The sequence below is a fragment of the Vulcanococcus sp. DEBay_Sum22DG08_74 genome (assembly GCF_017852955.1).
Taxonomy (GTDB): domain Bacteria; phylum Cyanobacteriota; class Cyanobacteriia; order PCC-6307; family Cyanobiaceae; genus Vulcanococcus.
Genome location: NZ_JAFMKL010000018.1, coordinates 1 through 25,559, shown reverse-complemented (window position 1 = coordinate 25,559; position 25,559 = coordinate 1). Strand labels below are relative to the sequence as shown.

Genomic DNA, 25,559 nt, shown 5'->3' with positions numbered 1-25,559 from the left:
TTTGAGGTTGTAGCCGAAGTAGATGCCGCTGCGATCCACGCCGTCATCGGCAATGACCCAAGGGTTGTCGGCGGGTTGATCCTTTTCGAGGACGATGTTCTTCCGCATCGGAATCGGAAGACGGTTTTCAAGAATCAAGCGACTGCGCTTGGCGCTGATCTTGGTGCGTTCATCGCTTTCTTGAACAGCGACGACGCTCTCGAGGTCGATCCAAGATTGGGCCGGCGTGAACGGGTCGTTGCTGAAGGCGGCGCGATTTGCGGTCCATCCCTCCGGCGTGATCCAGATGCGGGCCGCCTGAAAGCGCCAGCGACTGATGAAGCCTTCGATCAGTTTCTGATCCCCATTGGGATTCATCAACTGACTCGGTTTCACGGTGCCGAAGTCGTCTTCTTCCTGGGCTCGGCTGATGAACTGGGTTCCCGCGCGCCGCTCCACTTTCAAGCTGCGGACGTAGTAGAGGTCGCTCACGCGCTGATCGACTGTGGCTTCGATCGCCTTGTGCCGTTCCGCCTCGAGTTCCGCGGCTGGGACAGTCGAAAGGGCTGGCAGTGCAGGGGGTTGGCTGGCACTGGTGGCCTGGGAGGGCTTGGCCTCAGCCACGGCGTTCAGCTGATCGGCCAGGGGCTTCATGTCCTCTTCGGCCTCTGGGCTTGGTGCGCCAGGACAGCCGGCCGCCGGAGGCATCAGCGGCGCAATCCGCGGCGGCTGGGATTGGCCGTAGCGGTAGCGAACCCCGACGAGATACGCGTTGCTGCCTTCGCTGACGCCGCCGTAGGTGCCGTAGGCACCAGAGCGGTGGTGCAGGCGACCGACCACGGACCACTGGGGTTTGACCAGGGCCTCGACTTCAAAGCCCAAGTAATTGAGGAAGGTTTGATAGTTCTCGCGGAAGGTCTGCTCGTAGAGGCTGTTGCTTGTGAGCAGGCTCACGCCTTCGAAGAAACCCAGACTCAGCCAGGGCTGCAGCCATGCCCGTAGACCCAGGGCTGCAGTGAACTCCCCAAAGGTTTGGGGGGGGAGCGGAGCAAAGGGTTCGCTGTTGTTGAACTCCCCGCCGGGCTGCCAGCTGGTCTTGTGCAGCAGGGCATTGGAGTCAAATTCCAGGGCCAGGGGACCCGCATCGACCAGGCGTTTGTTGAAGTTCAGGCCCCAGACGTTTTCCGGGCGCCAGCGCCCGTTGAAGGTGAAGGAGTCGCCGAAGTTGGCATCGATCGCTTGTCCGTAACCCCAGGCCGTGACGGCAAGGGGATAGGGATGCCAATCCGGAACGGGCGGGATCAGTGGCGCGCAGGCCATCGACTGAGCCGCAGGAGCAACAGCAATCGGTGGAACGCGCCACTCCGCGAGGTCCGGGCGCTCCGGTAGACCCAGGAGTTGTTCGGGGCTGGTGACTCCGTTGAGGGCTAACCCCGGCAGCAGTGATTCGCCGGATCTTTCGAGCGGCGATTGAGTCAGCGCCAGCTCAGCAGTGCTGGCTTGGTTGCTCCAGTCGGCACTGACCAGAATCTCTCCGCGGGGGCCTTTGCGAATCAGCTCTGGCGTTGCCGTTCCAAACGTCGCTTTCTCGTAAGGGCTGGAGGTTGGCCAGTAGCTCAGCGAGGGCAGAGCGACGGAGGGGTAGGCCTTGAGATCGAAGTCGACCTCACTGGTGTCGAAATCAAGGACGCCGTAGACCGCATCGGCATCGCCGCTGTTCTCGATCAGGCTGTAGCGCAGGCTGTTGGCCTGGAAGTACTGCTCACCGCGCTGGAAGCGAACGCGCCCGCTCAGCAGCAGGGTGCGCGTTGCGGTCTCGTATTCCAGCCGATCCGCCAGAACCCGGCCCCCGGCCAGGTCAATCTGGACATCGCCTCGCGCGACGAAACGGTTAATGCGTTGATCAAAGCCCTGCTCGTTGGCAAGCAGCTTGATCACCACAGGTGGGGACTGATCAGCGCTGGCCTTGGTGAGCACTGAAACAGGGGTGACCGCTGCAGGCTCTGCCGCCCAGGCAGCACCCAGAGGGACCAGGCTGGTGGCCGCAATGGAACATGCAGAAACCCCTTGGATCAGTCTCTTCCGGAGCTGAGTCACCAAGGGGTCGCGTAAGGCCGCGATCTTGCCACGGCCAACTGGTCAAAAAGGGCGAGGTGGTGCCGGTTGCTCAGCCCACCTGAGGATCACTCCTCCAGGTCTTTGCGGCTGGGCGTACGGCTGGGATCGCTGGCCAGAAAGCCGAAAACGAAGATCCCGATAAAGAAGAAAACGACCGAGTAAACCGAGATCTTGAGGGCAAGCATGGGTCTGTCCGGCGGGTGACAGGGAGTGACAAGCGCCAAATGGGCCCTGAACGAGCCGGCGGCAGCCGCATCATCCTATGGGTCGTGAACGCGTTGACCGATGTCAGAGGGGCCAGAGGGCGCTGTTCGCTCCTGGATTGAAACGTTTCAGGCACAAACCCGTTGGGACCTGCTGCCGCTCTGGAGCGTGCAGGCGCCAGACGGAGACAGCGTTTTGGCCCTGGATGACCCCTGGGGTGCATGCCACCGCCCCGACTGGCATCAACGTGGATTGCTGAGCTGGCCGCGCGGCGGGCGATGGATCAGCCTGCGCCTGCAGCTGGTCTGCCCTGAGTCCTGGCAAGTGGCTCAGCGCGGTGATCGGCGTGCCCGTCTGGCCCTCTGTTGGTGGGCCGATGCCGTGGAGCTCTGGGCCGATGGGGCCTTGGTGCACCAGGGCGACCTGTTCGACAGCGCCTGCCGCTGGGCCCTGCCGTCCCCTTGGTGGGAAGGCCAGCCGTTGCAGCTGGAGCTGCGGCTGCGCTCCCCGCTGCATGACGACGGGGCCTTGATCCACAGCCGGCTCGAGCAGGAGCCGACGGATCCCGCTGACCCTGCTGGGGTGCTGGCGGCCGAAGCTCTGTCCCTCGGTGCCTCGCGTCTCTCTGGGGACGCCTTGGCTGCGTTGCAGCCAGAGCTCGAGAAGGGAGCCTTTCCCAACCTGTTGGCGCGGATGGCCCAGGCTCGCCCCCCTGGCGGTTTCCATCTCTTGGGCCACGCCCATTTGGATTTGGCCTGGCTCTGGCCGGTGGCGGACACCTGGCAGGCGGCGATTCGCACCTTCGATTCGGCCCTGACGTTGATGGAGCGTTTCCCAGAGCTCCACTTCGCCCACTCCACCCCGGCGCTCTACGCCTGGATGGAGCAGCACCGTCCGGCGCTCTTTGCCCGCCTGCAAGTGGCCGCGGCAGAGGGTCGTTTTGAGCCGGTCAATGGCCCCTGGGTGGAAACCGATTGCGTCTTGGTTGGGGTCCCCTCGCTGCTGCGGCAGTTCGAGGAGGGTCAGGCCTACAGCCGCAGCCGCTTCCCCCAGTGGACACACGAGCTCTGTTGGTTGCCCGACAGTTTTGGCTTCGCAGCTGGGCTTCCTGCCATCGCCCAGCTGAGCGGAGTGCGTTGGTTCTGCACCCACAAGTTGGCCTGGAACAGCAGCAACCCTTTCCCCCATCGCCTGTTTCGCTGGCGCAGCGCCGACGGCTCGGAGCTGTTGGCCCTGGCGACGGCTCCCATCGGTACGGGCGGCGATCCCCAGGGGATGGAGACCTACCGCCAGCAGTGGCAGGCGGCGACGGGTGTGGATCAGGCCCTATGGCTCCCGGGGGTTGGCGACCACGGCGGTGGCCCAACCGCCGAGATGCTGGAGCAGCTGGCCCTCTGGCAGCAGCAGCCCGTGGCCTGCCCCCAGCAGCACGGAACCCTGCGCAGTTATCTCGAGGGACTGGAGCCCCTGGCGAGCCGATTGCCGGTCTGGCGAGACGAGCTCTACCTCGAACTGCACCGCGGCTGTGCAACCACCCGCCCGGATCAAAAGCGCCATAACCGCACTCTTGAGCGCTTGCTTCGGGAGCTCGATTGGGTCCATGCCCTGCTGCACCTCCGCGGCAGCGAGCAGCCCGGTGCGGACTGGCGGACGCTGCTGTTTCAGCAGTTCCACGACATCCTTCCGGGCACCTCAATCCCTGAGGTGTTTGAGCAGGCGGAACCGCAGTGGCGCCAAGCGCGGCGCCTGGCGGCCCGTCGACGCGACCACGGGCTGCAGGCGCTGCTCCCCGCGCGCGGCGGAGCTGAACCTTGGTGGCTGGTGCAACTCCAGCCCCAGCCTGCGGAGCGGGTCACCCTGCGCCTGCCCGCTGGCGCCTGGTGCATCGAGGGGGCCCCGGAGCAGCTCCCCAGTCAGGCGAGGCCAGCCGGTGGGACATGGGTTCAGCTCCCCTTGGATTCGGCTGTTCAGGCGCTTCCCCTTGAGCGCGCGGATGGGCTGCCGCGGGCCTCGGCAGCAATCACAGACCCGGTTGTGTGCGAGGCGAGCGCTGGGCACTGGCGCTTGGACAACGGCTTGGTGCGCGTCGAGATCGGGGCGGACGGCGTTCAGCAGCTCTGGGGAGCTGATGGTGTGCCCCAACTCTCGGGCCCTTTGCAATGGCGCCGTTGGAGCGATCAGGGCGAGTTTTGGGATGCCTGGGACATTGCGGCGGACTACCGCGAGCAGCCGCTGCCTTTGACTTGGCAGGGAGCACCGGAACTGGTGGAGCAGGGACCGCTCTGTTGCCGCTTTGTCGTCCGCGGCCGCTGCGGCCAAAGCACGCTTCGACTCGACATTCAGCTGCGGGCCGCCTCGCCGTATCTGGAGCTGGCTTTGACGGTCGATTGGCGTCAGCGCCATGAGCTGTTGCGGCTGGAATTGCCCTTGGCGCAGGTTGCTCAGCGCTATGCCGCGGATACCTCTGCGGGGGTTCTCGAGCGGCCGGCCCAGCCCCTGACGGCTAGGGAGCAGGCGCGCTGGGAAGTGACGGCCATCAGTTGGCTGGCCAGTCAGGCGAAGGCTGGAGCGGGTGGTCTGGCGGTGCTGCTGGATGGGCCCCAGGGCGTCTCCGCCACCCCCGATCAGCTGGGGGTCTCCTTGCTTAGAGCACCCACCTGGCCTGACCCCTCGGCCGATAACGGACACCAACGGCTTCGGCTCGCGTTGGTCCCTTGTGCAGCCGGGTGGGCGTCGGCCGGGGTGCCTCGTTTGGCGCAGCGTTTTCGAGAACCGCTTTGGATTCGCCCGGCCCAAAAGGCGGCCCAGCAGGCGGAGGTCTTCGCTCCGATCGACTTGATGGAGGGCATGGGTCCAGCCAATCCCCAGATCCGCGTGCTCAGCTGCAGGCCCGGCTCAACCCCAGGGCAGCTGGCGCTGAGGCTGCAGAACCTCAGCCCTCAGCGACAGAGCTGGACGCTGGACTCGCCACGGCGTTGGCGCCGGGGGAATGCTGAGACCTGGCAGAGCGGAGCTCTTGTGCTCAAGCCCTGGCAGGTCGTCGCGTTAGAGCTGGTTTAGTCGTCGTGGTCGTCAAAGGGGTCGCTGAGCTGCTTCGACGGAGGACCAAAGGCGGTGTAGATCCCGAAGCCGGTGAGGCCCAGCAGCACAGCCAAGACGGCCAGTGCCACGGACATGGCTGGGGAGGTGGTTTCCATCACAACTCTCGACGGGGCCAGCCGCTCAGGCGGCCAGGCCCCTTACAGTAACGAGACCTACTCCTTGCCAGAGAGCACAGCCCGACATGGCTCAACGCACCCGCCTGGGAGATCTGCTTCGCCCCCTGAACTCCGAGTACGGCAAGGTTGTGCCCGGCTGGGGCACGACCCCCGTGATGGGCGTGTTCATGGCCCTGTTCCTGGTGTTCCTGCTGGTGATCCTCCAGCTGTACAACAAGTCCCTGATCCTCGACGGCATCACCGTCAACTGGAACGGCATCGGCTGATCCGATGAACGTGTTTGGGATCGGATTGCCTGAGATGGCGGTGATTGCCGCCGTGGGTCTCTTGGTGTTCGGTCCCAAGCGCTTACCCGAATTGGGTCGCACCCTTGGAAAAACCCTGAAGGGTTTTCAGTCCGCCTCGAAGGAATTCGAGCAGGAGTTCCGAAAGGCGGTCGACACGGTGGAAGCGGAAGTCACCCAGGCTTCTGCTGAGCCCCAGCCTCAACTCAAGGCCGACGACGAGCAAGCGGCCGGTTGAAGGACTCCATGACTCCCCTGAGTCTTGTTGTTGGTTTAGGGAACCCGGGCGAGAAGTACGCCGGAACCCGCCACAACGTCGGATTTATGGCGCTGGAGCAGCTGGCCAAGCGTCAAAACAGCAGCTTTAAGCAGCAGTCCAAGCTCCACGCCCTCGCCGCGGAGGTGGGACAGGGTGCTGAACGCCTGCGTCTGTTGATGCCTCAGACCTACATGAACGACAGCGGTCGTTCGATTCGTGCTGCTCTCGATTGGTTTGGCTTCGAGCCCAACCAGATGCTGATCCTGGTGGACGACATGGATCTCCCCCTCGGTCGCTTGCGCCTGCGGCTCTCGGGCGGTGCTGGCGGGCATAACGGTCTGCGCAGCACCATTGCCCATCTCGGTGGCCAAGAGTTCCCCCGCTTGCGCATCGGGATTGGCGCTCCGGCCTTGAATCCGGTGGAGCGTAAGCAGCGCACTGTCGGCCACGTCCTCGGCCGCTTTGCCGTCGCCGAACAGCCGGTGCTCGAGGAGGTCATCGATGAGGTCTTGGCTGGTCTGGATCTGATTCAGCGCCTGGGGTTTGAGCGGGCTGGTAACAGGCTCAACGGTTTTGTTGCTCCCTCTGCCGCCAAGCTGGTCGAGCAACCCACTGCCTGAGTCCGCGTGAGTCGCCTCCCCACGACAACGGCGCAATTGCGGGTGCTGCGCCAAAGCTTTAGCCAGCGGGTGCTGGAGGGTGAGGTCAGCGCTGGAGGGTTCGAGTGGACGTTCGCCTGGTTCTTTGACCGCGGCGAGCTGCAGGTGGAGCCCTCCCTGGGCCGGGCCTTGATCCAGGACGCGTTGCTGCGCTTCCTGTTGAAAACGGACTACCAGCTGGAGGCGGGTGGGGACTACGCCTTCAGCGTGCGGGCCAAGTTTTAGGCAGCGAGCTGGCGCAAGACGACCAAGCCAGGTTCCCGCTTGAGCTCCGTTCCCCAATGGCGCTCCAGCAAGAGTTGAGCCACGACATCGTCGTAGTCCCGTGGGGGCAACCTCAGGCCCTCGGGAAGCAATCGCCGCCAGCCCCTTGGGGGCTCCAGCTGCCAGTAGCGGGCTCGTGCGGCCAGGGTGGTTCCCGCTTCAGGGATGACCTGGATAGCCAGGCCCAGGTCGTTGAGTTGCCGCTGCCAGTGCTTGCTGCCCGTGCCATCGCCGAGCACAACACCCTCAAGACCCGGACGTTCTCGCCAGATCGCAATCTGCTTGAAGCACTCTTCCGGGGAGAGCACGGCCGCGACGTCGACCTGGCCTGTGCTGTGGTCAGAGCGCACCAAGCCGCATTTGCTGCGGCCGGGATCGAGTCCGATCCAAGTCATTGCGGGCGCTGCCAGCGAATGTCGACGGCAATCGGGTCGGCCAGATCACTGTTGCCTCTGGAGACGGCCTCGAGCTTGGCGGTCTCGCCCAGGGGGCGGTTGACGAGGGCCTCAGCCAGTTGATTGAGGCGTGCTGGGTCAAATTGCAGGCCGTTGGCCAGGGCCCCTTGACGTTGCGCTCGGGTAAAGGCTGCTGCCAGGAGCAGGTTCAGACGGCTACGCACCTGATCCGGGGAGCGCTCATCGGCCTCCAGCACGGTGGTGGCCAGTTGTTCTCCACTACGCACCACCCGTTTGTTGGGTCTGACATCCGGGAATGCCACGACCTGACGCTCCCCTTTGAGCACATTGGCCGCTGAGATCAGACTCACGACCCACTCGCCTCGTTTGCTGAGGGTGGTCTCCAATTTGCTGATGTCGCTGCGCGGCACCAACAGGATTTGACGGTTCGGTGTTTCGCCTGGCAGCACGCGCTGGTAGACGTTCAAATTCGTGCGCTGCAGCAGGGCGTGGATCACGTCTCGGGCCTGGCTTGGCTTCTCGATCCGCACCTTGGCCACCTCCAGGATTTGGCCACTGCTGATCACCACATCACCCTGACGTAGGGCAATCAGGTTGCGTTCGAGACGCTCGAGCTCTTGGCTGCTGCTTTTGATCTTGCTGTTGAGCTTGGCGAGCTCAGTGCGGTTGCGCTGGAGATCGGAATCCTTCGCGGCGATGTCACGGCTGAGGCGGTCGCGCTCGGCCTCCAGTTGTTTGCGTTGCTCCATCAGGGGAGCCAGTTCCTTCTGCAGCCGGCTGGCCTGCTCGGCCACCACCTTGAGTTGGCGTTGGGCCTCGCTGCGCTCGTTCTCTGCGCTGCGCAGGGCGCTCCGACTTTGGGCCAGGTCCTTGCGACTTGAGCTCAGGGCATCGCGGCTGTCCCGCAGGCGCTGTTCGATCTGATCGAGTTCGAAGAGCCCCGTGCGCAAGCGATCACTGACGAGCAGCATCAGCCCGAGGGAGATGGCACTGATCAAGCTGCCGGTCAGCACCGTGATCACCACGGCGGTCTTCTTGGGCCGCAACCGGAACAGGCTCAGCCGCGCCTTGCCGACCTTGGATCCCAAGCGATCCCCCAGGGTGGAGAGCACTCCCCCGAGGATCAGCAACGCCAGGATCAGGATCCAGCCGGACACGACGTTGGGCGACGACGATCAGTATCGGTTGCGGTGGCTTGGAACGCAGCTGGGATCGGCCACCAGTTCAGCCGTTTAGCTGAAGCGTTTGGCGAGGGCCAACGGATCGAAGACGGTGATTTTTTTGCGGTCGATTTGCACTAGGCCGTCGTTGCGGAGGTCGCCCAGGAGACGGGTGATCGTGACGCGGGTCGATCCGATTGCTTCGGCGATGGCCTGGTGGGAGAGGCGCAGGTCGATCGTGATTCCTTCGCTGCTGGGTACACCAAAGTCGCGGCACAGCACCAGCAGGAAACTCACCAGTCGCGAGGACATGTCGCGGTGGGTGAGGGTTTCGATCATGGTCTCGGTTTGCAGGATCCGAGAGGAGAGACCCTGCAGAAGCAGTAGACCAACCGCCGGGTCTTGTTCGATCGCCTTGCGGACGGAGGTGGCGGGAGCCGTCACCAGCTCGACGCGAGTAAAGGCAATCGAGTGATAGAAGCGGTCCGAACGCTGGCCCGTGAGTAGAGACAGCACGCCGAAGAGGCTGTTCTCCCGCAGCAGTGCCACGGTGATTTCCTCGCCGGATTCGTAGACCCTGGAGAGCCGGACCGCACCCCGCTTCAGCAGATAAACCTTTTCGGCGGGGTCGCCGGGGAAAAAGATTGTTTTGCCGCGCTCAACGATCTCGGTGGTGCTACCGCTCAGGCCCCGGATGACATCCAGCAGCGTGGCATTGGGCGGCAGGGGACTCCCCGCGATCGGTGCGATCACTGACGTACCGGTCGTAGGGCTAGGGGAGTAGCGGCTGAATCCTTGCGTTGCCACGACCATTTCAGCGCGACTGAGTTGCCTGGAACCTACGGATCAGTCCAGGGCCGCCCTGTAGCCATTGAAACTAATTTGCTGCCTCTGCCAAGGCCTGCTTCTGGGCCTGCATCAGTTGATCGATGCCGCTTTCCGCTAGGTCAACCAGGCTGGAAAGCTGTTGGCGACTGAAGGGTGCGCCCTCGGCAGTGCCTTGAATTTCGAGCAAATGTTGCTCTTGATTCATCACCACGTTCAGATCGACCTCTGCTCGGCTGTCCTCGCTGTAGTCGAGATCGAGGAGTGCGGCGCCATCCACGAGGCCAACGGAAACCGCCGCCACCTGCCCCACCAGGGGCGATCGTTCCAGCACTCCGCGCTGCTCCAGGCGTTGCAGGCCGAGGGCTAAGGCGGCCCAGGCTCCAGTGATGCTTGCGGTGCGGGTGCCGGCATCGGCTTGAAGGACGTCACAGTCGATTTGCAGGGTCCGCTCCCCCAGAACCTCCAAATCCAGGCAGGCCCTGAGGCTGCGGGCGATGAGGCGTTGGATTTCTTGGGTGCGACCGGAGAGTTTCATTAGCTCCCGTGGCTGCCGACTGGGGGTGCTGGCGGGGAGCAGCCGGTAGTCGGCACTCAGCCAGCCCTTGCCGGAGCCTTTACGCCACTTCGGAACACCCTCCTCTAAGCAAACGCTGCAGATCACCGCCGTCTTGCCCGTGTACACCGTGACGGAGCTCAGGGCGAAGCCCATCGGATCCCAAGCGAAGCGCGTGCTGCGCAGGTCCGTTGCGCTGCGGCCGTCCCGCCTGGGTTGGGTGCTGCTCATCGCGGGCTGGCTCAGTGCCTCGATGGTACGGGTGTTTGCACTACAGGTAGTGCTTGTTGCTTGCCGGACGGCCTAACGCCGCTACATTCAGGATCCCAAGCGGCAGCCATGCACTCGATGACGGCCAGCATTGCAGCCACTCCCCGTGCTGGACACCTGCGTCCGTTGGCTGTGGTCCCGGCGTCGGCCCCCGCTCGCAGCGTGCGCCTGGCGGCCCAGCAGGAGGGGCAGCTTCAGGTGCACACCGCTCCCTTCCGCGGCAGCTTCAGTGGGGTGTTCAGTCAGGCCCTGCGCAGTGCCGGGCTTGGTAGCCGCGTTCTGGTGAGCCAATTCCTCAAAGGTGGGGTCGATCAGGGTCTGGAGCGCAGTGTGTGGCTCTGTGGCCGCCTTCAGTGGCTGAGGCCAGCCGTGGCGGGTTGCCTGGCTGAGCCCGTGCCGGCCTCCCAGGCCGATGTCGAGGCTGTGCGCGAGATCTGGGCGTACACCCGTGAGCAGCTGCTGAGCGGTCAGCTGGATCAGTTGGTGCTCGATGAGTTGGGCCTGGCCGTCGAATTGGGCTACTTGTCCGAGGCGGAGGTCGTTTCAGCCCTGGAGCAGCGGCCGTCCCACCTGGATGTGATCCTGACGGGGCCCTCCATGCCCACCGCTCTGTTGGCCATGGCCGATCAGGTCACCCAGCTGCGCCGAGGTTTCTGATGCTCAAAAACGACCGTTGGATCAACGAGCAGGCCGCCTTGGGCATGCTCGAGCCCTTTCAGCCGCAGCTGGTTCGCCATCTCGATCCGGAGAACAGCGAAAAGCCGGTTCTCAGCTTTGGCTGCTCGTCCTACGGCTACGACCTGCGCCTCTCCCCGCAGGAGTTCCTGATCTTCCGGCACGTCCCCGGAACGATCATGAATCCCAAGCGCTTCAACCCCGCCAACCTGGAGCCGGTGCCCCTGCACGAGGACGAGGACGGCTCGTACTTCATCCTCCCGGCCCACTCCTACGGCTTGGGTGTGGCGCTCGAGAAGATGTGCGTCCCTCCCAACATCACCGTGATTTGCCTGGGCAAGAGCACCTATGCCCGCCTGGGGATCATCGTCAACACCACCCCAGCTGAGGCCAGTTGGGAAGGTCACCTGACCCTGGAGTTCAGCAATTCCTCCGGCGCGGACTGCCGCATCTATGCCAACGAGGGCATTTGCCAGCTGCTCTTCTTCGAGGGCGATCCCTGCGAGACGACCTACAAGGACCGGGCTGGCAAGTACCAGCACCAGCCCGAGCGGGTCACCTTGGCCAAGGTCTGAGCCCTAAGGGGCCAGGCGCGCCTTGTGCAGGCGGGTCTTCTCGTACCAAGCCGCGATCTCTGGGGCCCAGGCCTGGAGGTGGGGCCACATCAGATCGCAGAGCACCCGGATTTCCTCCTGGGCATCGAGCTTGGCGCGCAGGTCCATGAAGTGCAGGAACGCCCGCAGCGAGAAGCTCACCACGAAGTGCTGGCGGTAATCGAAGGGAAGGATGCCCCGGGCATGCTCCTCGGCGAACCCCGCCGCGAGCATGTCGCGATAGCGCTCGGCCGCGGCTTGGCAGAGGGCGAGATCCTTGGCGCGCTCGTCTGCGCTGTAGGTGTACTTCTTGCCTTGCCGATCGCTGTACTGCCCTTCGGGGCGGAGGTAGAAGACCTCTTCGAGTTCCAGCTCGCCGTTGGCGGCCCGGCAGATGCGCTCGCCGGTGTAGCGCATGGATTGGACGTCAAAGCTCACGCCCACCCGGTGGGTGCGGGCCTGCTGCATCACGGAGTGGGGGAACCAGCCCACGTTCAGCACGATCTGGGCGTGCTCCAGCGGACCGTAGTGACCGCGCTCTCCGGCCAGGAGACGTTTGACGCAGATCTCGCCGGCCTTGGTCTCATCGGGCCATTCAGCGCGATCGGCCGCCACAAACCCTTCGCTGTAGTCCTGGTGCATCCCCGCATAGACGCACTGCTGGGGGTTGGGGGTCGCTGCAATCAGCTCAACCCGAAAGCGTTTCATGGGCGGGCGATGGCGTGGGGAGCTGGTGCTGCAGGGTAACGGGCTTTGGGGGACTCAGCTGTGGCTGCGGGGGCCTGCCATGGTGGTCGCCTCCGCTTGCGGCAGGACGCTGGTCTCGGCAACGCCCGCCATGGCCGGTAAGGGGGTGCCTGCCACCAAGGCTTCAGTCAGGGCTTCCAATTCGCTTTGGCTGCGGGCGCCGACGGCGCGGCCCACGCGGGTGCCACTGGCATCGAAGAATTCCAGCTGCGGGATGCCGTTGACGTCGTAGCGATCCACCTCCGGTTGCCAGCGGGGGTTGTCGACGTTCAGCAGCACCACATCGAGTTGATCGTGGTGTTGGCTCTCGACCTTCTCCATCGCTGGGGCCATGGCTTGGCAGGCCTCACACCAGTCCGCGTAGAACTCGACCACGCTGGGCCGGCCATTGCTGAGGGCAACGGCGGGCTCCAGCGACTGGCGGGCCAGCTTCTCCAGGGGCGCCGCCGGTGAGAGCCCGCCGCGCAGAAGGAAGAGCCCTAAGGCCAGAAGGGCGGCCACTGCAGCCAGCAGCATGCGCTCGCGCCGTCCCAGGGCTGCCGTGTTGCTGTCCACAGGTGGTGTGTTGATCCTTGGCGCCAATCTGCCAGGGCTGTTCCCATTCCGCGTCGATACCCTGACGGTGGCTGAGTTGCGCCCTTGAAACGCCGCATCACCCTTCACTTCCCGCGGGAGGCGGTGCATCAGCCGATTACCTATCGCCTTGCGGTCGAATTTGATATCGCCGCCAAGATTCTGCGGGCGCAGATCGCTCCGAACCAGAGCGGAACGATGGTGGTGGAGCTCTCCGGCGACATCGATGATCTCGATGCCGCTGAGCAGTGGTTGGAGGGGCAAGGTCTGGGCTTGAACCGGGCCTCCGGTGAGATCGCGATTGATCCCCAGCGTTGTGTGGACTGCGGCATCTGCAGCAGCGTTTGCCCGAGTGGTGCCCTGAGTTTCACCGCTCCCCACTGGCGACTGGAGTTCAACGCGCAGCGCTGCCTGGTCTGCGAGCAATGCATCCCCTCGTGTCCGTTTGAAGCGATCGCCCTGGTGTTGGATCAAGCTGTGGGCGCTGCCCAGTGATGCGCCTGTCCATGCGCCCTGTGACTGCTGTTCTTCGCTTCCTGGTCCTGCCGCTGCGGGCACCGATGTTGCTGGTGCTCTTTGCTGTCAGTGCCTTTATGGGACTGCACTGGGCTGATGTCTCTCCGCAGTTGCTCACCCAGGCCAGCACGCCGGTGCAGCAGGAGTTCGCGGGCCCTTGGTTCTGGCCGCTGCAGTGCATGCAGGCGCTGCTGGTGGTGGTGCTCTGCACCATGCCCGATCTGCTTCTGCGGGAGCTCTCGCAGTTGATGGCGGCCAGTAAGGCGCTGACCCTGGTAGTGACCTTGCTGGTGGTGATCACCGGGGGCCTTTACCTCCTGCACTTGTCGGTGCTCTCTGAGGTGTTGGTCTTGGCCTCGGCGGTCTTGCTCGCCCGGCTTGATCTCACCCGGCTTCGGATTGCACCGGCGCCCCTGCTTGGAGCCTTTGTGCTCTGCAGTTGGGTCCTGGCGGGAATCCTGGTGGGCCGCTCCCTCTATACCCATCTCGGGTTCGTCTTTGCTTAGGGGCCGGCATCAGCGGCAGAGGGTCTCGGCGCTCTCTGCGAGCCGCCGGTAACTCCAGTAGTTGCCCAGCACTTTTTTGGTGTACAGCCGGGTTTCGGGGTAGGGGATGGCCTCGGTCCAGAGCTCCGGTTCGCGCTGCAGATCAAAGCCCCGAGAGTTGAGCCAACTGGCGACGGCACCGGGGCCAGCGTTGTAGCTGGCGATGGTTTGGAACAGGTTGCCCCCGGTGCTGCTGAGCAGTTGTTTGAGGTAGGCCGCCCCCAGGGCTGCGTTGCGGGCTGGATCGATCAGGGCCTGATGGTCCAGGGGTTCGCCCGCTAGTTCGCTGGCGGTGGCTGGCATCAGTTGCAGCAGGCCACTGGCTCCAGCCCCTGAGCGCACACTTGGGCTGAAGCGGGATTCCTGCTTGGCGACCGCCAGCAAGAGGGCGAGATCGACACCCGTCGCTTCACTGGCGGTGCCCAGTTCTGCGCCAAAACGCCGGGGGTGCAGCTGCCGTTCCCGATCCAGTTGTCCCCGGCAGCCGATCTGGGGCAGGCGAAAGCTGGCCCGCTCGAGTTGTCCGAGTCCGGTCCAGTCATCGCCGATTGCCGTGCGCAGTCGACCTTCGATCAGAAACTCCTCAGGTCGGCTGGGGGACCTGCCCCCTTGCTTGGTGCGCCAGCTTTCCCAGGCCTCCAGTGCCTGCCCCCGCTGCCAAAGGGCATCGATGCGTGTGTCACCACTGGCCAGGGGTTGCCAGGGCTGAAGCGGCTCTGTGCTGCTGAGTTCCTGGTGGGACTGTCCCAGGCGTTCGCTGGCCCGCCAGCTGTAATAGCCCAGGGGTTGGCTCCGTTGGGTTTGCCGCCAGAACTGCTCCGCGCTCGCCTGGTCCCCCTGCTGCTGGGCACTCCAGCCGCGCCAGAACAACTGGCGCGCCGCTAAGGGTGCGGGCAGGTTGGCGCTCTCCAGTTGGTTGAGCCAGCCACTCGCTTGGCGCCAGTCCCGCTGCAGCAAGGCCTTGCGCGCCTCGCTCCACTGGAGTTCCCAGCTGGCTGGGTCATTGGGCCAGCGGCTGAGCACGGTGGCCGGATCGACCTGTCCCGCTTCGGCGAGACGGGCCTGCACCGGGGCGCTGTCCTGGAGGGTTGGTGGCAGTTGTTGGAGACGTTCCACTGCGCCGGCTGCAGGAGATTGCGCCAAGAGGCGTGCTGCCTCTGCACCCTGCGGGCCTTCGCTCTGGGCGAGGCGCAAGAGCCAGTCTTCGGCCTGCGTCTGTTGCGCGCGGTTCCCCCGCAGCAGGGTTTGAGCCAGGCGCAGCTGTAGTTCTGCTGTGGCGGGCGTGTTCCCAAGGCAGCGCAGGGCGGCTTCACTCCGTCCCAGTTGCGCGAGCCCCGCGGCGAGCAGCTGCTTGTCTTCGGCGCTGAGCGCAGCGGCACGGGTCTCGCAGGTTTGCAGCAGGAGCGCTTCGGCACCGGGCCAGCGGGCACCCCAGCGGGCGAGGTGCAGGGCATCGCCTGCTTCGAGGGCTGCCGCCAGGGCCGCCGGGTGGGCGGCAAAGCGCTCCAGCAGCGTCAGCCGCAACTTGGGTTGCTGCCGGCCCAGGGCATAGAGGGCATCGGCACTGGCGGGTTCCTGCGGAAAGCGCCGCAGCAGTTCTGCCCAGAGGGCCTGGGCTTCCTGGGGGCGTCCACTCGCTTGGGCGGCGAGGGCTGCGCGTTTGAGGCTGATCGCCGCCAGCACTCTGTTGTTGCGGTGGTTGCCCCAGCCCTGGCCCTGGAGCCAATGGCGCCGCTCTTCAGGGCTGCTCTTGGCTTGAGCACTCAGCAGCAGTGCCGCATCCCGGCGCCGGTCTGGATCGAGGCTGTGTTTGCGGCTGCGGGTCAGCTCGGCTGCGCTGCTGTTGGGGGTGAGGGGCGGAGCCAGCTGCACCAGAACCTGCCGCCCGGCGGCCAGGGCAACGCCCGTTCCCAGGCAGCAGAGACCAAGCAGTGCTGTGCCAAGAAGGCTTTGGCGTCTTTCAGCGGATTGGGGGCGCTGGGCCAAAGCAGTGGGATAACTCTGCGCATTCTTGGTGAGATGCGCCCCGCTTGCATCGCAAACCAGGCGTAACCTGCCGCGAGCCTTGACCCATCAGCTCGCCATGTCTCCGCTTGGGGCGCCATTCCCTTCTGGTACGGCGAGTTTTGGAACCGATGGCATCCGCGGCCGGGTTGGGCAGGTGATCACGCCCGCCCTGGCCCTGCAGGTTGGCTACTGGTGCGGCCGGGTCCTCCCCGCCGGTGGTCCGGTCGTGTTGGGGATGGATTCCCGCAGCAGCGGACCGATGTTGGTGGCCGCCTTGGCCGCTGGGCTGACCGCAGCAGGCCGTGAGGTGTTGGATATCGGCCTTTGTCCCACACCCGCCGTTCCCGGCGCCATTCGTCAGCTCGGAGCCAGTGGCGGCCTGATGGTGTCGGCCAGCCATAACCCGCCCCATGACAACGGCATCAAAGTCTTTGGAGCCTGCGGGGCCAAGCTGGCCAAGCAGCAGCAGGCCGAGATCGAAGCGGGTCTGCATGGCAGCGGCGATGTGCTGGGCGGCTTCAGCGCCAATGGACGGCTTGTGCAGCGCCCGGATCTGCTGAACGACTACCGCCAGCGCCTGCTGGAGAGCGTGGGTTCAGCTCGGTTGGATGGCGCCAAGGTGGTGCTGGATCTTTGCTGGGGTTCGGCGACCAGCTGCGGTGAACGCGTCTTCCGTGAGTTGGGCGCTGAGGTCACGGTGCTCCATGGCCAGCCCGATGGGACCCGGATTAACCAGGGCTGCGGCAGCACCCATCTCGAGGCTCTCCAGGCGGAGGTGATCGCCCAGGGGGCGGCCATGGGTTTTGCCTTTGATGGCGATGCCGATCGGATGCTCGCGGTCGATGGCCGTGGTCGGGTCGTCGATGGCGATCAGATCCTCTACCTCTGGGGCCAGGCCTTGATGGCCGAGGGGGCCCTACCGGACAACCGGATTGTCGCGACGGTGATGAGCAACCTTGGCTTTGAGCGTGCGTGGCAAGCGCGAGGTGGCGTGCTGGAGCGCACTGCCGTCGGTGATCAATACGTGCATGCCGCCATGGAGCAACTCGGCGCGTCCCTGGGCGGTGAACAATCCGGTCACATCCTCTCGGCCCGCCACGGCATGAGTGGTGATGGTCTGCTGACGGCGCTGCAGGTGGCGCGATTGATTCAGGCCCAGGGGGGTTCCCTGAGCGACTGGCTCGATGGCAGCTTCCAGCCCTATCCCCAGAAGCTGGTGAATGTCACCGTTCCGGATCGCAGCAGGCGCACCGGTTGGGAGAGCTGCGCGCCGCTGCTTGAGGCTGTGCAGGCTGCGGAAGCGGCGATGGACGGTACTGGGCGTGTGTTGGTGCGGGCCAGCGGTACCGAGCCGTTGCTTCGGGTGATGGTGGAGGCGGCTGAGCAGGCTGATGTCGACCATTGGAGTCGCCAGTTGGCGGAACTCGCCGATCAGCACCTCAACGCCGCCTGAACGGCCAGTTGCAGGGCGCCATCACAGGCATCGCCCTTGGGGGCCACCAAGGCGGCACCGGGGCAGCGTTGCTCGAGGTCCGCGGCGAAGGCGCGGCGCAGTGTCCCCAAGTGTGTGAGCGCGCCGCCGCTGCAACAGACCCGCGGAGCTTGCAGCTCGAGGGTGGAGGCAATGGTGCGCACCATCTGGCTGAGGGCCAGCGCTGAACGTTCAACGATGCGTTGGGCGTGGTCATCGCCGCCTGCGGCGCAGGCGTCCACCACGGGAGCTAGCCGGGCAAAGCCGGCCGCGCCAAACCCTTCGGCGACGACGGCGGCCTTGAGCTCTTGCGGGGTGCTGACCCCGAGGGCTTGCCAGAGCTGGTGCTTGAGGGAGGTCTCGTTCAGCCGTCCATCGGCCATCTGCACGCTGATCGCTAAGCCGTCCCGGCCGAGATCCATCGCCGAGCCCGCCCCATCCAGCAGCCAGCCCCAGCCGCCCGTGCGATGCCAGTGTCCGGAGCTCGTTTGACCCAGTGCAATACAGCCCGTGCCACTGATGACGAGCACGCCAGGGGCCTCGCCATGGGCGCCCAGCAGGGCGGTGTGCTCATCACCGCTGACTTGAACAGCGGGCTGGGGAAGGTTTAGGGCGGCGGCCGCCAAGGCCTCCCCTTGGCTTTGGACGGCGCTGCCCCTCTCAATGCCGCTGGCCCCCACTCCGGCTGCGGCGAGGGGCTGCTCGCCGCCCAGCCCGGCCTGCATCAGTCCATCGTGCAGGCTCGTTTGGAGAGCGTCCTGGAAACAGGCCTCACCGCCCGGTGCGGCCAGATGCCGAACCCCCGGACCCTGGCCCAGGGCGATGGGGATCAGCGCTCCCGTGCTCGTCAGTCGAGCCAGTTTGCAGCTGGTGTGGGTTTGTCCGGCATCAAAGCCAGCGAGCAGCTGCCCTTCAGCCATCGTTGCTGCTGGCACTCAAGGTGGCCAGGCAGAACCAGCCGGTGAGTTGCACTTCGGGCCGGAAGAAGATCGTGTCGGTCGCGCCCTGGATGCAGAGGCCAGCGATGGCGGCCACGGCGGCCAGGGCCGGCAGGGCCCAGCTGGACTCGCCTTTGAGTTGGCTCAGGCCAGCCCTAAGGCTGGCGAAGAGCAGACCGAGCCCCGCGATGAGATTGGGGATGCCTCCTTCCACCAGCAGCTCGAGCGGCACCGAGTAGGCGCTCAGGGCATTGAACTTCGGCTGTTGATAAAGGGGATAAATCAGGTTGAAGGCGCTGTTGCCGGGGCCGATCCCCAGCCAGGGCCGCTCCTGGATCATCTCGATGGCGGCGAGCCAGACGTTGATGCGGAAGTTGTTGGAGCTATCCCCGCGGCCTGCCGCGAGGCTCATCACCCGGATCCGTAGGGGCTCGATTTGCGTCACGGCGACCACCAGCACGCAGACGGCTACCGCGATCAGCAGCAGGGGGAAGAGACGGCGCCAGAGGGGCGGCCAATAGCGCGTCTGCCGCAGCACCAGCAGCAGGACCGCAACGCCGAGGGCTGCCACCATCCCAAGCCAGCCGCCCCGGCTGTAGCTGAGGAAGAGGGCGCTACTGCCCAAGAGCAGGGCACTGGCTGCAAAGAGGCGTTGGGGCCATGAGCGCCAGCGCAGCAGAGCGATCAAGGCAATGGGCAGGATCGGGATCAGGTAGCCCGCCAGCAGATTCGGGTTCTCCAGGGGGCCGTAGACCCGGATCGTTCCGTCGGCGACGGAGTTGGGATCGGCCCAGCGGGCCAGCTCACTGGTGTCGCCATAGAGCTGCCGTATGGCGAGGACGCTGCTGAGCAGCTCACCCCCCAAGAGGGCTGCCACGAGCCGATCCCACCAGAGCGGCGCCTGCTCGAGCAGCTGCCGCAGTAGGGCGTAGACCCCCAGATAGCTGATCAGCTTCAGCAGACCTTTGAACGCGGCTGGGGTGACCGGTGAAAACCCTGTGGCCAGAACGGCGATGCCGAGCATCAGCAGGAGCCAACCGCTGATGCGGCCGATGCGACCGGCGGGGAGGCAGAGCGACCACACCAGCCAGAGCAATCCCGACGCGAGGATCAGCAGGCTGAGGCCTGCCCGCGTGACGAAGGGCATTGCGGCCAGAAGCACGCAGAGCACGCTTCCGGCGATCAGGCTCAACCGTGATCCCAGGGGCCCCTCGCTGGCGTCGCCCAAGATCCCCTGCCAACGCAACAGCCAGGGGGTGGATGGCGCCGATCCTGCGCTCATGCCGAGGGGTGGGTTGATGTCTCGGGATTATCGGCGGCTTCGAGCTGTTGCTCCAGCTCTTGGAGGCTCGGCAACGGCGTTTCGTTGCGTTCATAGAGCACTCGGTAGACCGGTAGCCCTTGCTCGAGGACGTAGGTCTCTCGCTCGGTTGGCACGGGCAGGGGGTTGTCTGCCCGCCAGGGGCGGGCGTCAGTTGCCGGTCGGCTGAAGCAGCCGCTCGCTTCGGTGACGGCGACCATCGGTTCGATGACGTCCAAAATGTCGCTCTGCATAAAGAGCCGCTTACCCGGCTCCAGGGCCGCGGCGATGGCCAGCAGCAGCGCAGGCTGCAGGACCCGTCGCTTGTGGTGCCTTTTTTTGAACCAGGGATCGGGGAATTGGATGGAGACCAGATCCAACTGACCCGGAGCCAATGCCGTCAGCCAACCCTCAACGCTGATGTTGGCGTTGCAGAAGAGGTAGTGCAGGTTGCCGAGGCCGAGCTGCTGACGGTCCGCTTCCGCTGCGGCCACCAGGGCGCGCCGGATTTCGACCCCCAGGTGGTTGAACTCGGGTTGCTGCTGGGCCAGCGCCAGGAGAAAGCGGCCCCGGGCACAGCCAATGTCGAGGTGCACGGGTTGGCCTGGATCGCTGAACAGCTCCTGGGGTGGGGGCAGCTCCAGCGGCAACTGGAAGAAGCGGCTCAGCGGGTTGACGTGTTGGCGCACCATCGGAAGTCAGGGAGTGTTCGGCACCAGAAAGCCCCAGCTGGCGGTGTAGCCATGCAGGTGGGTTGCACCGGCGACCGGGCCAATCTCGCCGTTGCAGAAGGCACCGCTGATGGGAACAGCAGGGAATTGTTGACGGCATCCGTCCACATCGCCATTGGGGGAGCCGTAGAGCCCCTCCCCGCGGCCTAGGCAGGCAAAGAGCAGTGCGGCCATTGGCTCGGCGTTACGGCTTCGCTGTTGCCCCAGGAGTTGCTGTTGTTCCTGTCTGGAGGTCTCGGCGTCCCGCAATTGAAACTGCACCTGCTGCCCCACCCGCAGCCGCTCGGCCACCGCCACGGAACCGGTGCGTGGGTCGACGCCGATCAGGTTGCGGACCAGGACCGCTGGCCCTGATGCCGGGGCGCCATCGCTGGGCAGCTGGAAGTTGGTTTTGGCCACCCCTAAAAACAGCGAGTGCCGCACGAGCTCCTTCTCCTCTGGAGAGAGGCCCTTGAGGATTGTTTGCAGGCAGGCCACGGGCGTGTCGGCTTCCCCGTCATGGCTGAGACGCAGCAGCACGTTGCGTTCGGCCTGCTCAATTTCAAAGACTGGGCCGATCGGCTTGCAGCCCTGAGCGACAACCGGATCAAGGCGCCAGTCCCCTTTGATCAAACAGCCAACGGCACCATCGACGACGTCATCGCCGATCAAGAGTGAGCCGTGCTGGGCGCTGTGTTGTCCGGCAATGCCTCCGATCTTTTGGGCCTCGGGGTAGGCGAAGTCCAAACCGCTGATGACGTCGTTGATCGACGTACAGGTGGGATCCAGGAGCAGAAGCATGGAATGCCCGCCGTTGGGGTCGACCCCGGCCCAGTCGATCCAGCTCTGCCGGGATCCGTCGAGATCAGGCAAGGACTCGCTGTTGAGGCTGAAGAGCTCGATCTGCGTCTGGGGCAGGGTGAGCAGGGTCACGCTGATGGCGGGCTGGTGTTCCAGCTCCTGGGCCAATCCCTCGGTGTTGGTGCCGACCACGCCACCGCCGCAGCACCCCAGCCAGTGCTGGGCTCCGATGGCCTGCTTCAGCAGGGGCATGAACCGCTGCAGATCGCTGGCATAGGCGCTGGCGCAGAAGACCAGACCAAGGTCCGCCGGACCCCGTTGACCGGCCTGTTTGAGCTGTTGTGCCAGATCGGCGATGGCGGCTTCGAGGGCGGGTTCGCAGCTCAGTGCCGTGGTGCACTGCGCCTGCTGCGGCGCTTGTCGCCAGGGCAACAACGAAGAGAGGCGAGCGGTCCAGGCCATCGGCGGACCTTACAGCCGCTGGATAATGACCACTGACTGCCTGTTGCTGAGTGCCAGATCTGCTGCTCTATCGCACCCTCGTCTGGCTGGATTACCGCTTGGCTGCGGTTTTTGCCCTGGGGTTGCCCCTGGTGCTGCTGATTTGGTCGGCATTGAAGCGGGAGCAGGCGCTCACCCGCTTGATGGGGATCTATTGGAAGGTCGCCAGCCTGCTGCTGATCACGGTGCTGCTGCTGACGGACAACCGTCCCCTGGGTTATCTGCTGGCGGTCCTCTCCCAGCTGCTGGTGGTGATCAGCGTCTGGTTCTGGGTGGATCTCAACGAGGAGTTGGCGGACTTGCCCCCCTGGCGCCCTTTGCCCTTTGTGGTGCGCGCCTGGCGTTGGGGGCTCACGGTGTTCGGCCTGCTTGGTGCGGCCTTGAGTGCCGTGGCCCTCAACTGCGTTGGTGGCGGATTGACCCGTCCGATCTGCAGGGTTTGGCTCGAGGCCCCCGATGATCTCCATGGCGGAGTCGCCGGTTTCTTTGATTTCGTCTTTGGTGGCAGCTGGACCGCGGCCATCGCTGCCTTTGTCGGCTACGTCTCCCTCGTGGCCTATGGCGTTGGCCTTCTGCAATGGCTGATCGTGCGCCTGCCCAAGCAGGGCCGGGTCGCAGGCGGCTTCTAGGTCGGACCGATGGCGATCAGCGTGGCTGAACTGCTGCTGCAGTTGGAGGAGATCAGCCGAAGCCGGGCTGATCGGGTCCTGCGTTTGCGGGGGGCTTTGCCGGTGGATGAGGGATGGGAGCCGTTTGAGCTGCTGATCTTCCGTGGCTTCTCCAGCAGCGTCTCCCACCCCACGGATTTCGATCCTGATCAGCCCCTGCTGCCTGAGGCAGCCCGGATCGAGCAGGCCGAGCTGCTGCAGAGCCCGCTCAACCCACAGGCCGAGCAGTGCCTCGCGCGCGCCTCCGGAGCCGAGACTTACCTCGACCCATCCGCCTGGCTTTAAGAGAGAACCTCGACGCAGCGGCCGCAGAGGGTCGGGTGCGCAGCGTGCTCGCCAATGTCGCTCTCGTAGTGCCAGCAGCGCTCGCACTTCTGACCGGCCGCTTTGCGGATCTGGACGGTGATGCCGTTCTCACTGGCTTCGGCCAGCACGGCTTCGGGGTTTGAGCCGCCGATTTCCAAGGCCGAGACCAGGAGCCAATCCGCCAGGTTGTCGACCTTGGGGTGGGTGCTGTTCTCCAGCCAGGTGAGGGCTGCCTGGGTTGTCTCGCTCCCTTCGCCGAGGCTCAGTTGAACCTGCGCTTCCAAGGAGGCCCCCAGCTTGGCGGCGCTGCGGCAGCTTTCCAGTTGCCGATTGACCAGCGCGCGCAGCTCCAGGATCTGGGTCATCGGTTGCTCAAGGGCACTGTTGCGCCATTGCTCGGGTGCCGTGGGCCAGCCCCGCTCAAACACTGAGGTCTCGGCAACGGAGTAGGGCAAGTTCTGCCAGATGTCCTCCGCCATGTGGCACAGCACTGGGGCGATCAGGCCGGCGAGCCGCTCGACCACCAGCGCCAGAACCGTTTGGCAGCTGCGGCGGCGGAAGTCGTTGGCGCCGCTGACGTAGAGGCGATCCTTGGCGATGTCCAGGTAGACGTTCGAGAGATCGACGACGCAGAAGTTCTGTAGGGCCTGGAAGAAGCGGTAGAACTCGTAGCGCTCGAAGTCTCCGCTGACGCTGTCAATCAAGGACGCGGTGCGCTGCAGCATCCACTGATCCAACAGCGGGAGCTCTTCGTAGGGAATGGCGTCTTTGCTGGGATCAAAGTCGTGGAGGTTGCCCAGCAGGTAGCGCGCCGTGTTGCGGACCTTGCGGTAGACGTCCGCCAGCTGTTTGACGATGCCGGGGCCCAGGGGGACGTCGGCGGAGTAGTCGACGGAACTCACCCAGAGCCGAAGGACATCGGCGCCGTAGGGCGGTTCCTGCTTCTGGTTCTTGCCGCCCGAGACCAGCACCGCCGGATCGACGACGTTCCCCAGGGATTTGCTCATCTTGCGGCCCTTCTCATCGAGGGTGAAGCCGTGGGTGAGCACCCGCTTGTAGGGGGCGTGTCCGTTGACTGCAACGGAGGTGAGCAGGCTGCTTTGGAACCAGCCGCGGTGTTGATCGCTGCCCTCGAGGTAGAGATCAGCGGGGTAGTGGAGTTGGGGTGCGCGGCTGCTGGCGCCCTCGATGCCGCCGAGCACGCCGGCCCAGGAGGAGCCGGAGTCAAACCAGACATCCATCGTGTCGGTGCCCTTGCGCCATTGGCTGGCTTCAGCGGCGTAGGTCTCAGGTAGAAGCCCGGCTTCGTCGCGCTCCCACCAGACATCGGCGCCGTGCTCGGCGATCAGCCCTTGGATGTGGCTGAGGGTGGCTTCGTTGAGCAGCACCTCACCGGTTTCACGGTGATAGAAGACGGGAATCGGCACACCCCAGGTGCGCTGACGGCTGATGCACCAGTCCCCCCGCTCGCTCACCATCGCTTCGATGCGGTTGCGGCCGCTGGCCGGCAGCCACTCCACCTGGGCAATGGCATCGAGGGCGGCCTGGCGGAAGCCCTCCACCGAGGCGAACCACTGCTCGGTGGCGCGGAAAATCGTCGGCTTTTTCGTGCGCCAGTCGTAGGGGTAGCGGTGCTCGTAGCGCTCCTGCTTCAGCAGCAGGCCCGTCTCTTCCAGGGCGCTGATGATCGTCGGGTTGGCGTCCTTGAGGACATTGGTGCCGGCGAAGGGGCCGGCTTCTGCCGTCAGGTTCCCGGCCTCATCCACCGGGCAGAGCACCGGGAGTTTGTACTTGCGGCCGGTATTGAAGTCGTCGACGCCATGGCCCGGGGCGGTGTGGACCAGGCCGGTGCCTGCTTCGGTGGTGATGTAGTCCCCGCCGATCACGACCGGACTGGTGCGCTCCAGCAGGGGATGGCGGTATTGCAGGCCTTCAAGAGCACTCCCTTTGACGCTGACCAGGGGTTTGAGGGTCAGGCCCAGGCTGGTTTCCAGGCTTTCCCGCAGTTCGGCGGCCACCACCAGGTGGCTGGCGGCTGGTGCGGGGTTGTCGCCCTGGGCCTCAATGGCACAGATGGCGTAGTCGAGCCGTTCATTGACGGAGACCGCCAGGTTGGCCGGCAGCGTCCAGGGGGTCGTGGTCCAGATGGCGACAGCTAGGCCGCCTTTGGCCGTGGCTTGTGCGGGGCTCAGGCCCGCCTGCTCGAGGGTGCCGGCCAGCTCGCTGGGCAGTTCCACAGCAGGGAAGGCGGCAAACACGCTGGGGGAGCTGTGGCCGTCGGGGTACTCGAGCTCGGCTTCAGCAAGGGCCGTACGGGAGCTGGGGCTCCAGTGCACCGGCTTGAGGCCCCGGTAGATGTGACCGGCCAGCACCATGGCTCCGAACACCCCGATCTGGGCGGCCTCGTAGTCCTTCTGCAGGGTCAGGTAGGGCTGATCCCAGTCGGCCCAGATGCCCCAGCGGCGGAAACCAGCCTTCTGGCCTTCCACCTGCTCGAGGGCGTAGGCATGGGCCTTCTTGCGCAGGCTGACGGGGGTGAGCTCGGCCCGCTCGCTGCTCTTGAGCCCCTGCAGCACCTTCAGCTCAATCGGTAGGCCGTGGCAGTCCCAACCGGGGACGAAGCGAGCCCGCTTGCCCTGCAGCAGGGCGGTCTTATTAATGATGTCCTTGAGGATCTTGTTCAGCGCGTGCCCGACGTGCAGGGCGCCGTTGGCGTAGGGCGGCCCGTCGTGGAGGGTGAAGCAGGGACCTGTGTTCTCTTCGCTCAGGCGCTCATAGAGCCGCTGCTCAGCCCAGAACGCCTGGATCTCGGGCTCGCGCACCTGTGAATTGGCCCTCATGTTGAAGGGCGTTTTCAGCAGGTTCAGGGTGTCCTTGTAGGAAATCTGCCCGGCGTTGGCGGAGGACTCGGAAGCAGTGCTGGCGGTCACAGCGCTTGGGGCAGCAAGGGTCGATTATCCCGCTTGGGGGCTGGAGGCCTCGATCAGCTCCTCCAC

The 25,559-nt window shown here is 65.2% G+C and carries 27 protein-coding genes; 12 read left to right on the top strand and 15 right to left on the bottom strand.

Going from position 1 to position 25,559, the window contains the following annotated elements:
- Window positions 1-2,076: DUF3769 domain-containing protein (locus QZ184_RS04045; protein WP_296418261.1), on the bottom strand; the 2,076-nt coding region annotated here is incomplete at its 3' end.
- Between the two features lie 86 nt (window positions 2,077-2,162).
- Window positions 2,163-2,282, bottom strand: a complete 120-nt coding sequence (locus tag QZ184_RS04040) for a photosystem II reaction center protein I (RefSeq protein WP_010312075.1) — start codon at window positions 2,280-2,282, stop codon at window positions 2,163-2,165.
- A 100-nt stretch (window positions 2,283-2,382) separates the two neighbouring features.
- Between QZ184_RS04040 and QZ184_RS04035 the strand changes: the two genes are divergently transcribed.
- A complete protein-coding gene (locus tag QZ184_RS04035; RefSeq protein ID WP_296418259.1) occupies window positions 2,383-5,361 on the top strand; it encodes an alpha-mannosidase in 2,979 nt (992 codons plus the stop codon).
- Here QZ184_RS04035 and psbN read toward each other — a convergent pair.
- Window positions 5,358-5,498: a photosystem II reaction center protein PsbN gene (gene psbN / locus QZ184_RS04030; protein WP_010314488.1), complete on the bottom strand. Its 141-nt coding sequence runs from the start codon at window positions 5,496-5,498 to the stop codon at window positions 5,358-5,360. The genes QZ184_RS04035 and psbN overlap by 4 nt on opposite strands.
- 86 nt (window positions 5,499-5,584) lie before the next feature.
- Between psbN and psbH the strand changes: the two genes are divergently transcribed.
- From psbH to QZ184_RS04010, 4 genes are read left to right on the top strand one after another with little or no spacing between them, the layout of a single operon-like run.
- Window positions 5,585-5,785, top strand: coding sequence for a photosystem II reaction center protein PsbH (gene psbH, locus QZ184_RS04025; RefSeq protein WP_010314489.1), 201 nt, complete (start codon window positions 5,585-5,587; stop codon window positions 5,783-5,785).
- 4 nt (window positions 5,786-5,789) lie between these two features.
- Entirely contained in the window at window positions 5,790-6,041 is a 252-nt protein-coding gene (locus QZ184_RS04020) for a TatA/E family twin arginine-targeting protein translocase (RefSeq protein WP_296418256.1), read from the top strand.
- An 8-nt stretch (window positions 6,042-6,049) separates the two neighbouring features.
- Entirely contained in the window at window positions 6,050-6,682 is a 633-nt protein-coding gene (gene pth, locus QZ184_RS04015; protein ID WP_247476314.1) for an aminoacyl-tRNA hydrolase, read from the top strand.
- Between the two features lie 6 nt (window positions 6,683-6,688).
- A complete protein-coding gene (locus QZ184_RS04010) occupies window positions 6,689-6,946 on the top strand; it encodes a DUF3146 family protein (RefSeq protein ID WP_296418254.1) in 258 nt (85 codons plus the stop codon).
- Here QZ184_RS04010 and QZ184_RS04005 read toward each other — a convergent pair.
- From QZ184_RS04005 to rph, 4 genes are all read right to left on the bottom strand, one after another.
- Window positions 6,943-7,380 carry a resolvase gene (locus QZ184_RS04005; RefSeq protein ID WP_296418252.1) on the bottom strand — a complete coding sequence of 146 codons (438 nt, stop codon included), beginning with the start codon at window positions 7,378-7,380 and terminating at the stop codon, window positions 6,943-6,945. The two genes, QZ184_RS04010 and QZ184_RS04005, sit on opposite strands and share 4 nt — an antisense overlap.
- Window positions 7,377-8,558 (bottom strand): DUF3084 domain-containing protein, encoded by a 1,182-nt coding sequence (locus tag QZ184_RS04000; RefSeq protein ID WP_296416444.1) that lies wholly within the window; start codon window positions 8,556-8,558, stop codon window positions 7,377-7,379. The genes QZ184_RS04005 and QZ184_RS04000 overlap by 4 nt, the downstream gene beginning before the upstream one ends.
- A gap of 75 nt (window positions 8,559-8,633) precedes the next feature.
- Window positions 8,634-9,374 (bottom strand): global nitrogen regulator NtcA, encoded by a 741-nt coding sequence (gene ntcA, locus QZ184_RS03995; RefSeq protein ID WP_029626096.1) that lies wholly within the window; start codon window positions 9,372-9,374, stop codon window positions 8,634-8,636.
- A gap of 64 nt (window positions 9,375-9,438) precedes the next feature.
- Window positions 9,439-10,173, bottom strand: a complete 735-nt coding sequence (gene rph, locus QZ184_RS03990; protein ID WP_296418250.1) for a ribonuclease PH — start codon at window positions 10,171-10,173, stop codon at window positions 9,439-9,441.
- 117 nt (window positions 10,174-10,290) lie between these two features.
- Here rph and QZ184_RS03985 point away from each other — a divergent pair, with 117 nt between their 5' ends.
- Together QZ184_RS03985 and dcd are read left to right on the top strand one after the other, a co-directional pair.
- Window positions 10,291-10,869, top strand: coding sequence for a cob(I)yrinic acid a,c-diamide adenosyltransferase (locus tag QZ184_RS03985; protein ID WP_296416446.1), 579 nt, complete (start codon window positions 10,291-10,293; stop codon window positions 10,867-10,869).
- Complete coding sequence (gene dcd, locus QZ184_RS03980) at window positions 10,869-11,462, top strand: dCTP deaminase (protein ID WP_010314503.1); 594 nt, start codon at window positions 10,869-10,871, stop codon at window positions 11,460-11,462. Before QZ184_RS03985 ends, dcd begins: the two co-directional genes overlap by 1 nt.
- 3 nt (window positions 11,463-11,465) lie before the next feature.
- Here the strand turns inward: dcd and thyX are convergent, their stop codons facing one another.
- Entirely contained in the window at window positions 11,466-12,188 is a 723-nt protein-coding gene (thyX, locus tag QZ184_RS03975; RefSeq protein WP_010314505.1) for an FAD-dependent thymidylate synthase, read from the bottom strand.
- A gap of 54 nt (window positions 12,189-12,242) precedes the next feature.
- Window positions 12,243-12,782 carry a thioredoxin domain-containing protein gene (locus tag QZ184_RS03970; RefSeq protein WP_296416448.1) on the bottom strand — a complete coding sequence of 180 codons (540 nt, stop codon included), beginning with the start codon at window positions 12,780-12,782 and terminating at the stop codon, window positions 12,243-12,245.
- A gap of 84 nt (window positions 12,783-12,866) precedes the next feature.
- On the opposite strand from QZ184_RS03970, the gene QZ184_RS03965 reads away from it, so the two are divergent.
- Together QZ184_RS03965 and QZ184_RS03960 are read left to right on the top strand one after the other, a co-directional pair.
- Entirely contained in the window at window positions 12,867-13,295 is a 429-nt protein-coding gene (locus tag QZ184_RS03965; protein WP_010314511.1) for an NIL domain-containing protein, read from the top strand.
- Window positions 13,295-13,822, top strand: a complete 528-nt coding sequence (locus QZ184_RS03960) for a hypothetical protein (protein WP_296418248.1) — start codon at window positions 13,295-13,297, stop codon at window positions 13,820-13,822. The genes QZ184_RS03965 and QZ184_RS03960 overlap by 1 nt, the downstream gene beginning before the upstream one ends.
- Before the next feature lie 9 nt (window positions 13,823-13,831).
- On the opposite strand, the gene QZ184_RS03955 is transcribed toward QZ184_RS03960, so the two are convergent.
- Window positions 13,832-15,847 (bottom strand): transglycosylase SLT domain-containing protein, encoded by a 2,016-nt coding sequence (locus tag QZ184_RS03955; RefSeq protein WP_296418245.1) that lies wholly within the window; start codon window positions 15,845-15,847, stop codon window positions 13,832-13,834.
- A gap of 97 nt (window positions 15,848-15,944) precedes the next feature.
- On the opposite strand from QZ184_RS03955, the gene glmM reads away from it, so the two are divergent.
- Window positions 15,945-17,321 (top strand): phosphoglucosamine mutase, encoded by a 1,377-nt coding sequence (glmM, locus tag QZ184_RS03950; protein ID WP_296418267.1) that lies wholly within the window; start codon window positions 15,945-15,947, stop codon window positions 17,319-17,321.
- Here the strand turns inward: glmM and QZ184_RS03945 are convergent.
- From QZ184_RS03945 to QZ184_RS03930, 4 genes are read right to left on the bottom strand one after another with little or no spacing between them, the layout of a single operon-like run.
- Window positions 17,300-18,259 (bottom strand): BadF/BadG/BcrA/BcrD ATPase family protein, encoded by a 960-nt coding sequence (locus QZ184_RS03945; protein WP_296418243.1) that lies wholly within the window; start codon window positions 18,257-18,259, stop codon window positions 17,300-17,302. The genes glmM and QZ184_RS03945 overlap by 22 nt on opposite strands.
- The gene (locus tag QZ184_RS03940) at window positions 18,252-19,559 is read right to left on the bottom strand and encodes an IctB family putative bicarbonate transporter (RefSeq protein ID WP_296418242.1); all 1,308 of its coding nucleotides are present in this window, start codon (window positions 19,557-19,559) and stop codon (window positions 18,252-18,254) included. Before QZ184_RS03940 ends, QZ184_RS03945 begins: the two co-directional genes overlap by 8 nt.
- Window positions 19,556-20,266 carry a tRNA (guanosine(46)-N7)-methyltransferase TrmB gene (gene trmB, locus QZ184_RS03935; protein ID WP_296418265.1) on the bottom strand — a complete coding sequence of 237 codons (711 nt, stop codon included), beginning with the start codon at window positions 20,264-20,266 and terminating at the stop codon, window positions 19,556-19,558. The genes QZ184_RS03940 and trmB overlap by 4 nt, the downstream gene beginning before the upstream one ends.
- Before the next feature lie 9 nt (window positions 20,267-20,275).
- Window positions 20,276-21,550 (bottom strand): FIST N-terminal domain-containing protein, encoded by a 1,275-nt coding sequence (locus QZ184_RS03930; RefSeq protein ID WP_296418240.1) that lies wholly within the window; start codon window positions 21,548-21,550, stop codon window positions 20,276-20,278.
- A gap of 50 nt (window positions 21,551-21,600) precedes the next feature.
- Between QZ184_RS03930 and QZ184_RS03925 the strand changes: the two genes are divergently transcribed.
- Together QZ184_RS03925 and QZ184_RS03920 are read left to right on the top strand one after the other, a co-directional pair.
- The gene (locus QZ184_RS03925) at window positions 21,601-22,218 is read left to right on the top strand and encodes a DUF3177 family protein (protein WP_010314528.1); all 618 of its coding nucleotides are present in this window, start codon (window positions 21,601-21,603) and stop codon (window positions 22,216-22,218) included.
- Between the two features lie 9 nt (window positions 22,219-22,227).
- On the top strand, window positions 22,228-22,542 hold the full coding sequence (locus QZ184_RS03920; RefSeq protein WP_296418238.1) for a hypothetical protein: 315 nt from the start codon (window positions 22,228-22,230) through the stop codon (window positions 22,540-22,542).
- Here QZ184_RS03920 and ileS read toward each other — a convergent pair.
- Window positions 22,539-25,403 (bottom strand): isoleucine--tRNA ligase, encoded by a 2,865-nt coding sequence (gene ileS, locus QZ184_RS03915; protein ID WP_296418263.1) that lies wholly within the window; start codon window positions 25,401-25,403, stop codon window positions 22,539-22,541. The genes QZ184_RS03920 and ileS overlap by 4 nt on opposite strands.
- Between the last annotated feature and the right edge of the window lie 156 nt (window positions 25,404-25,559).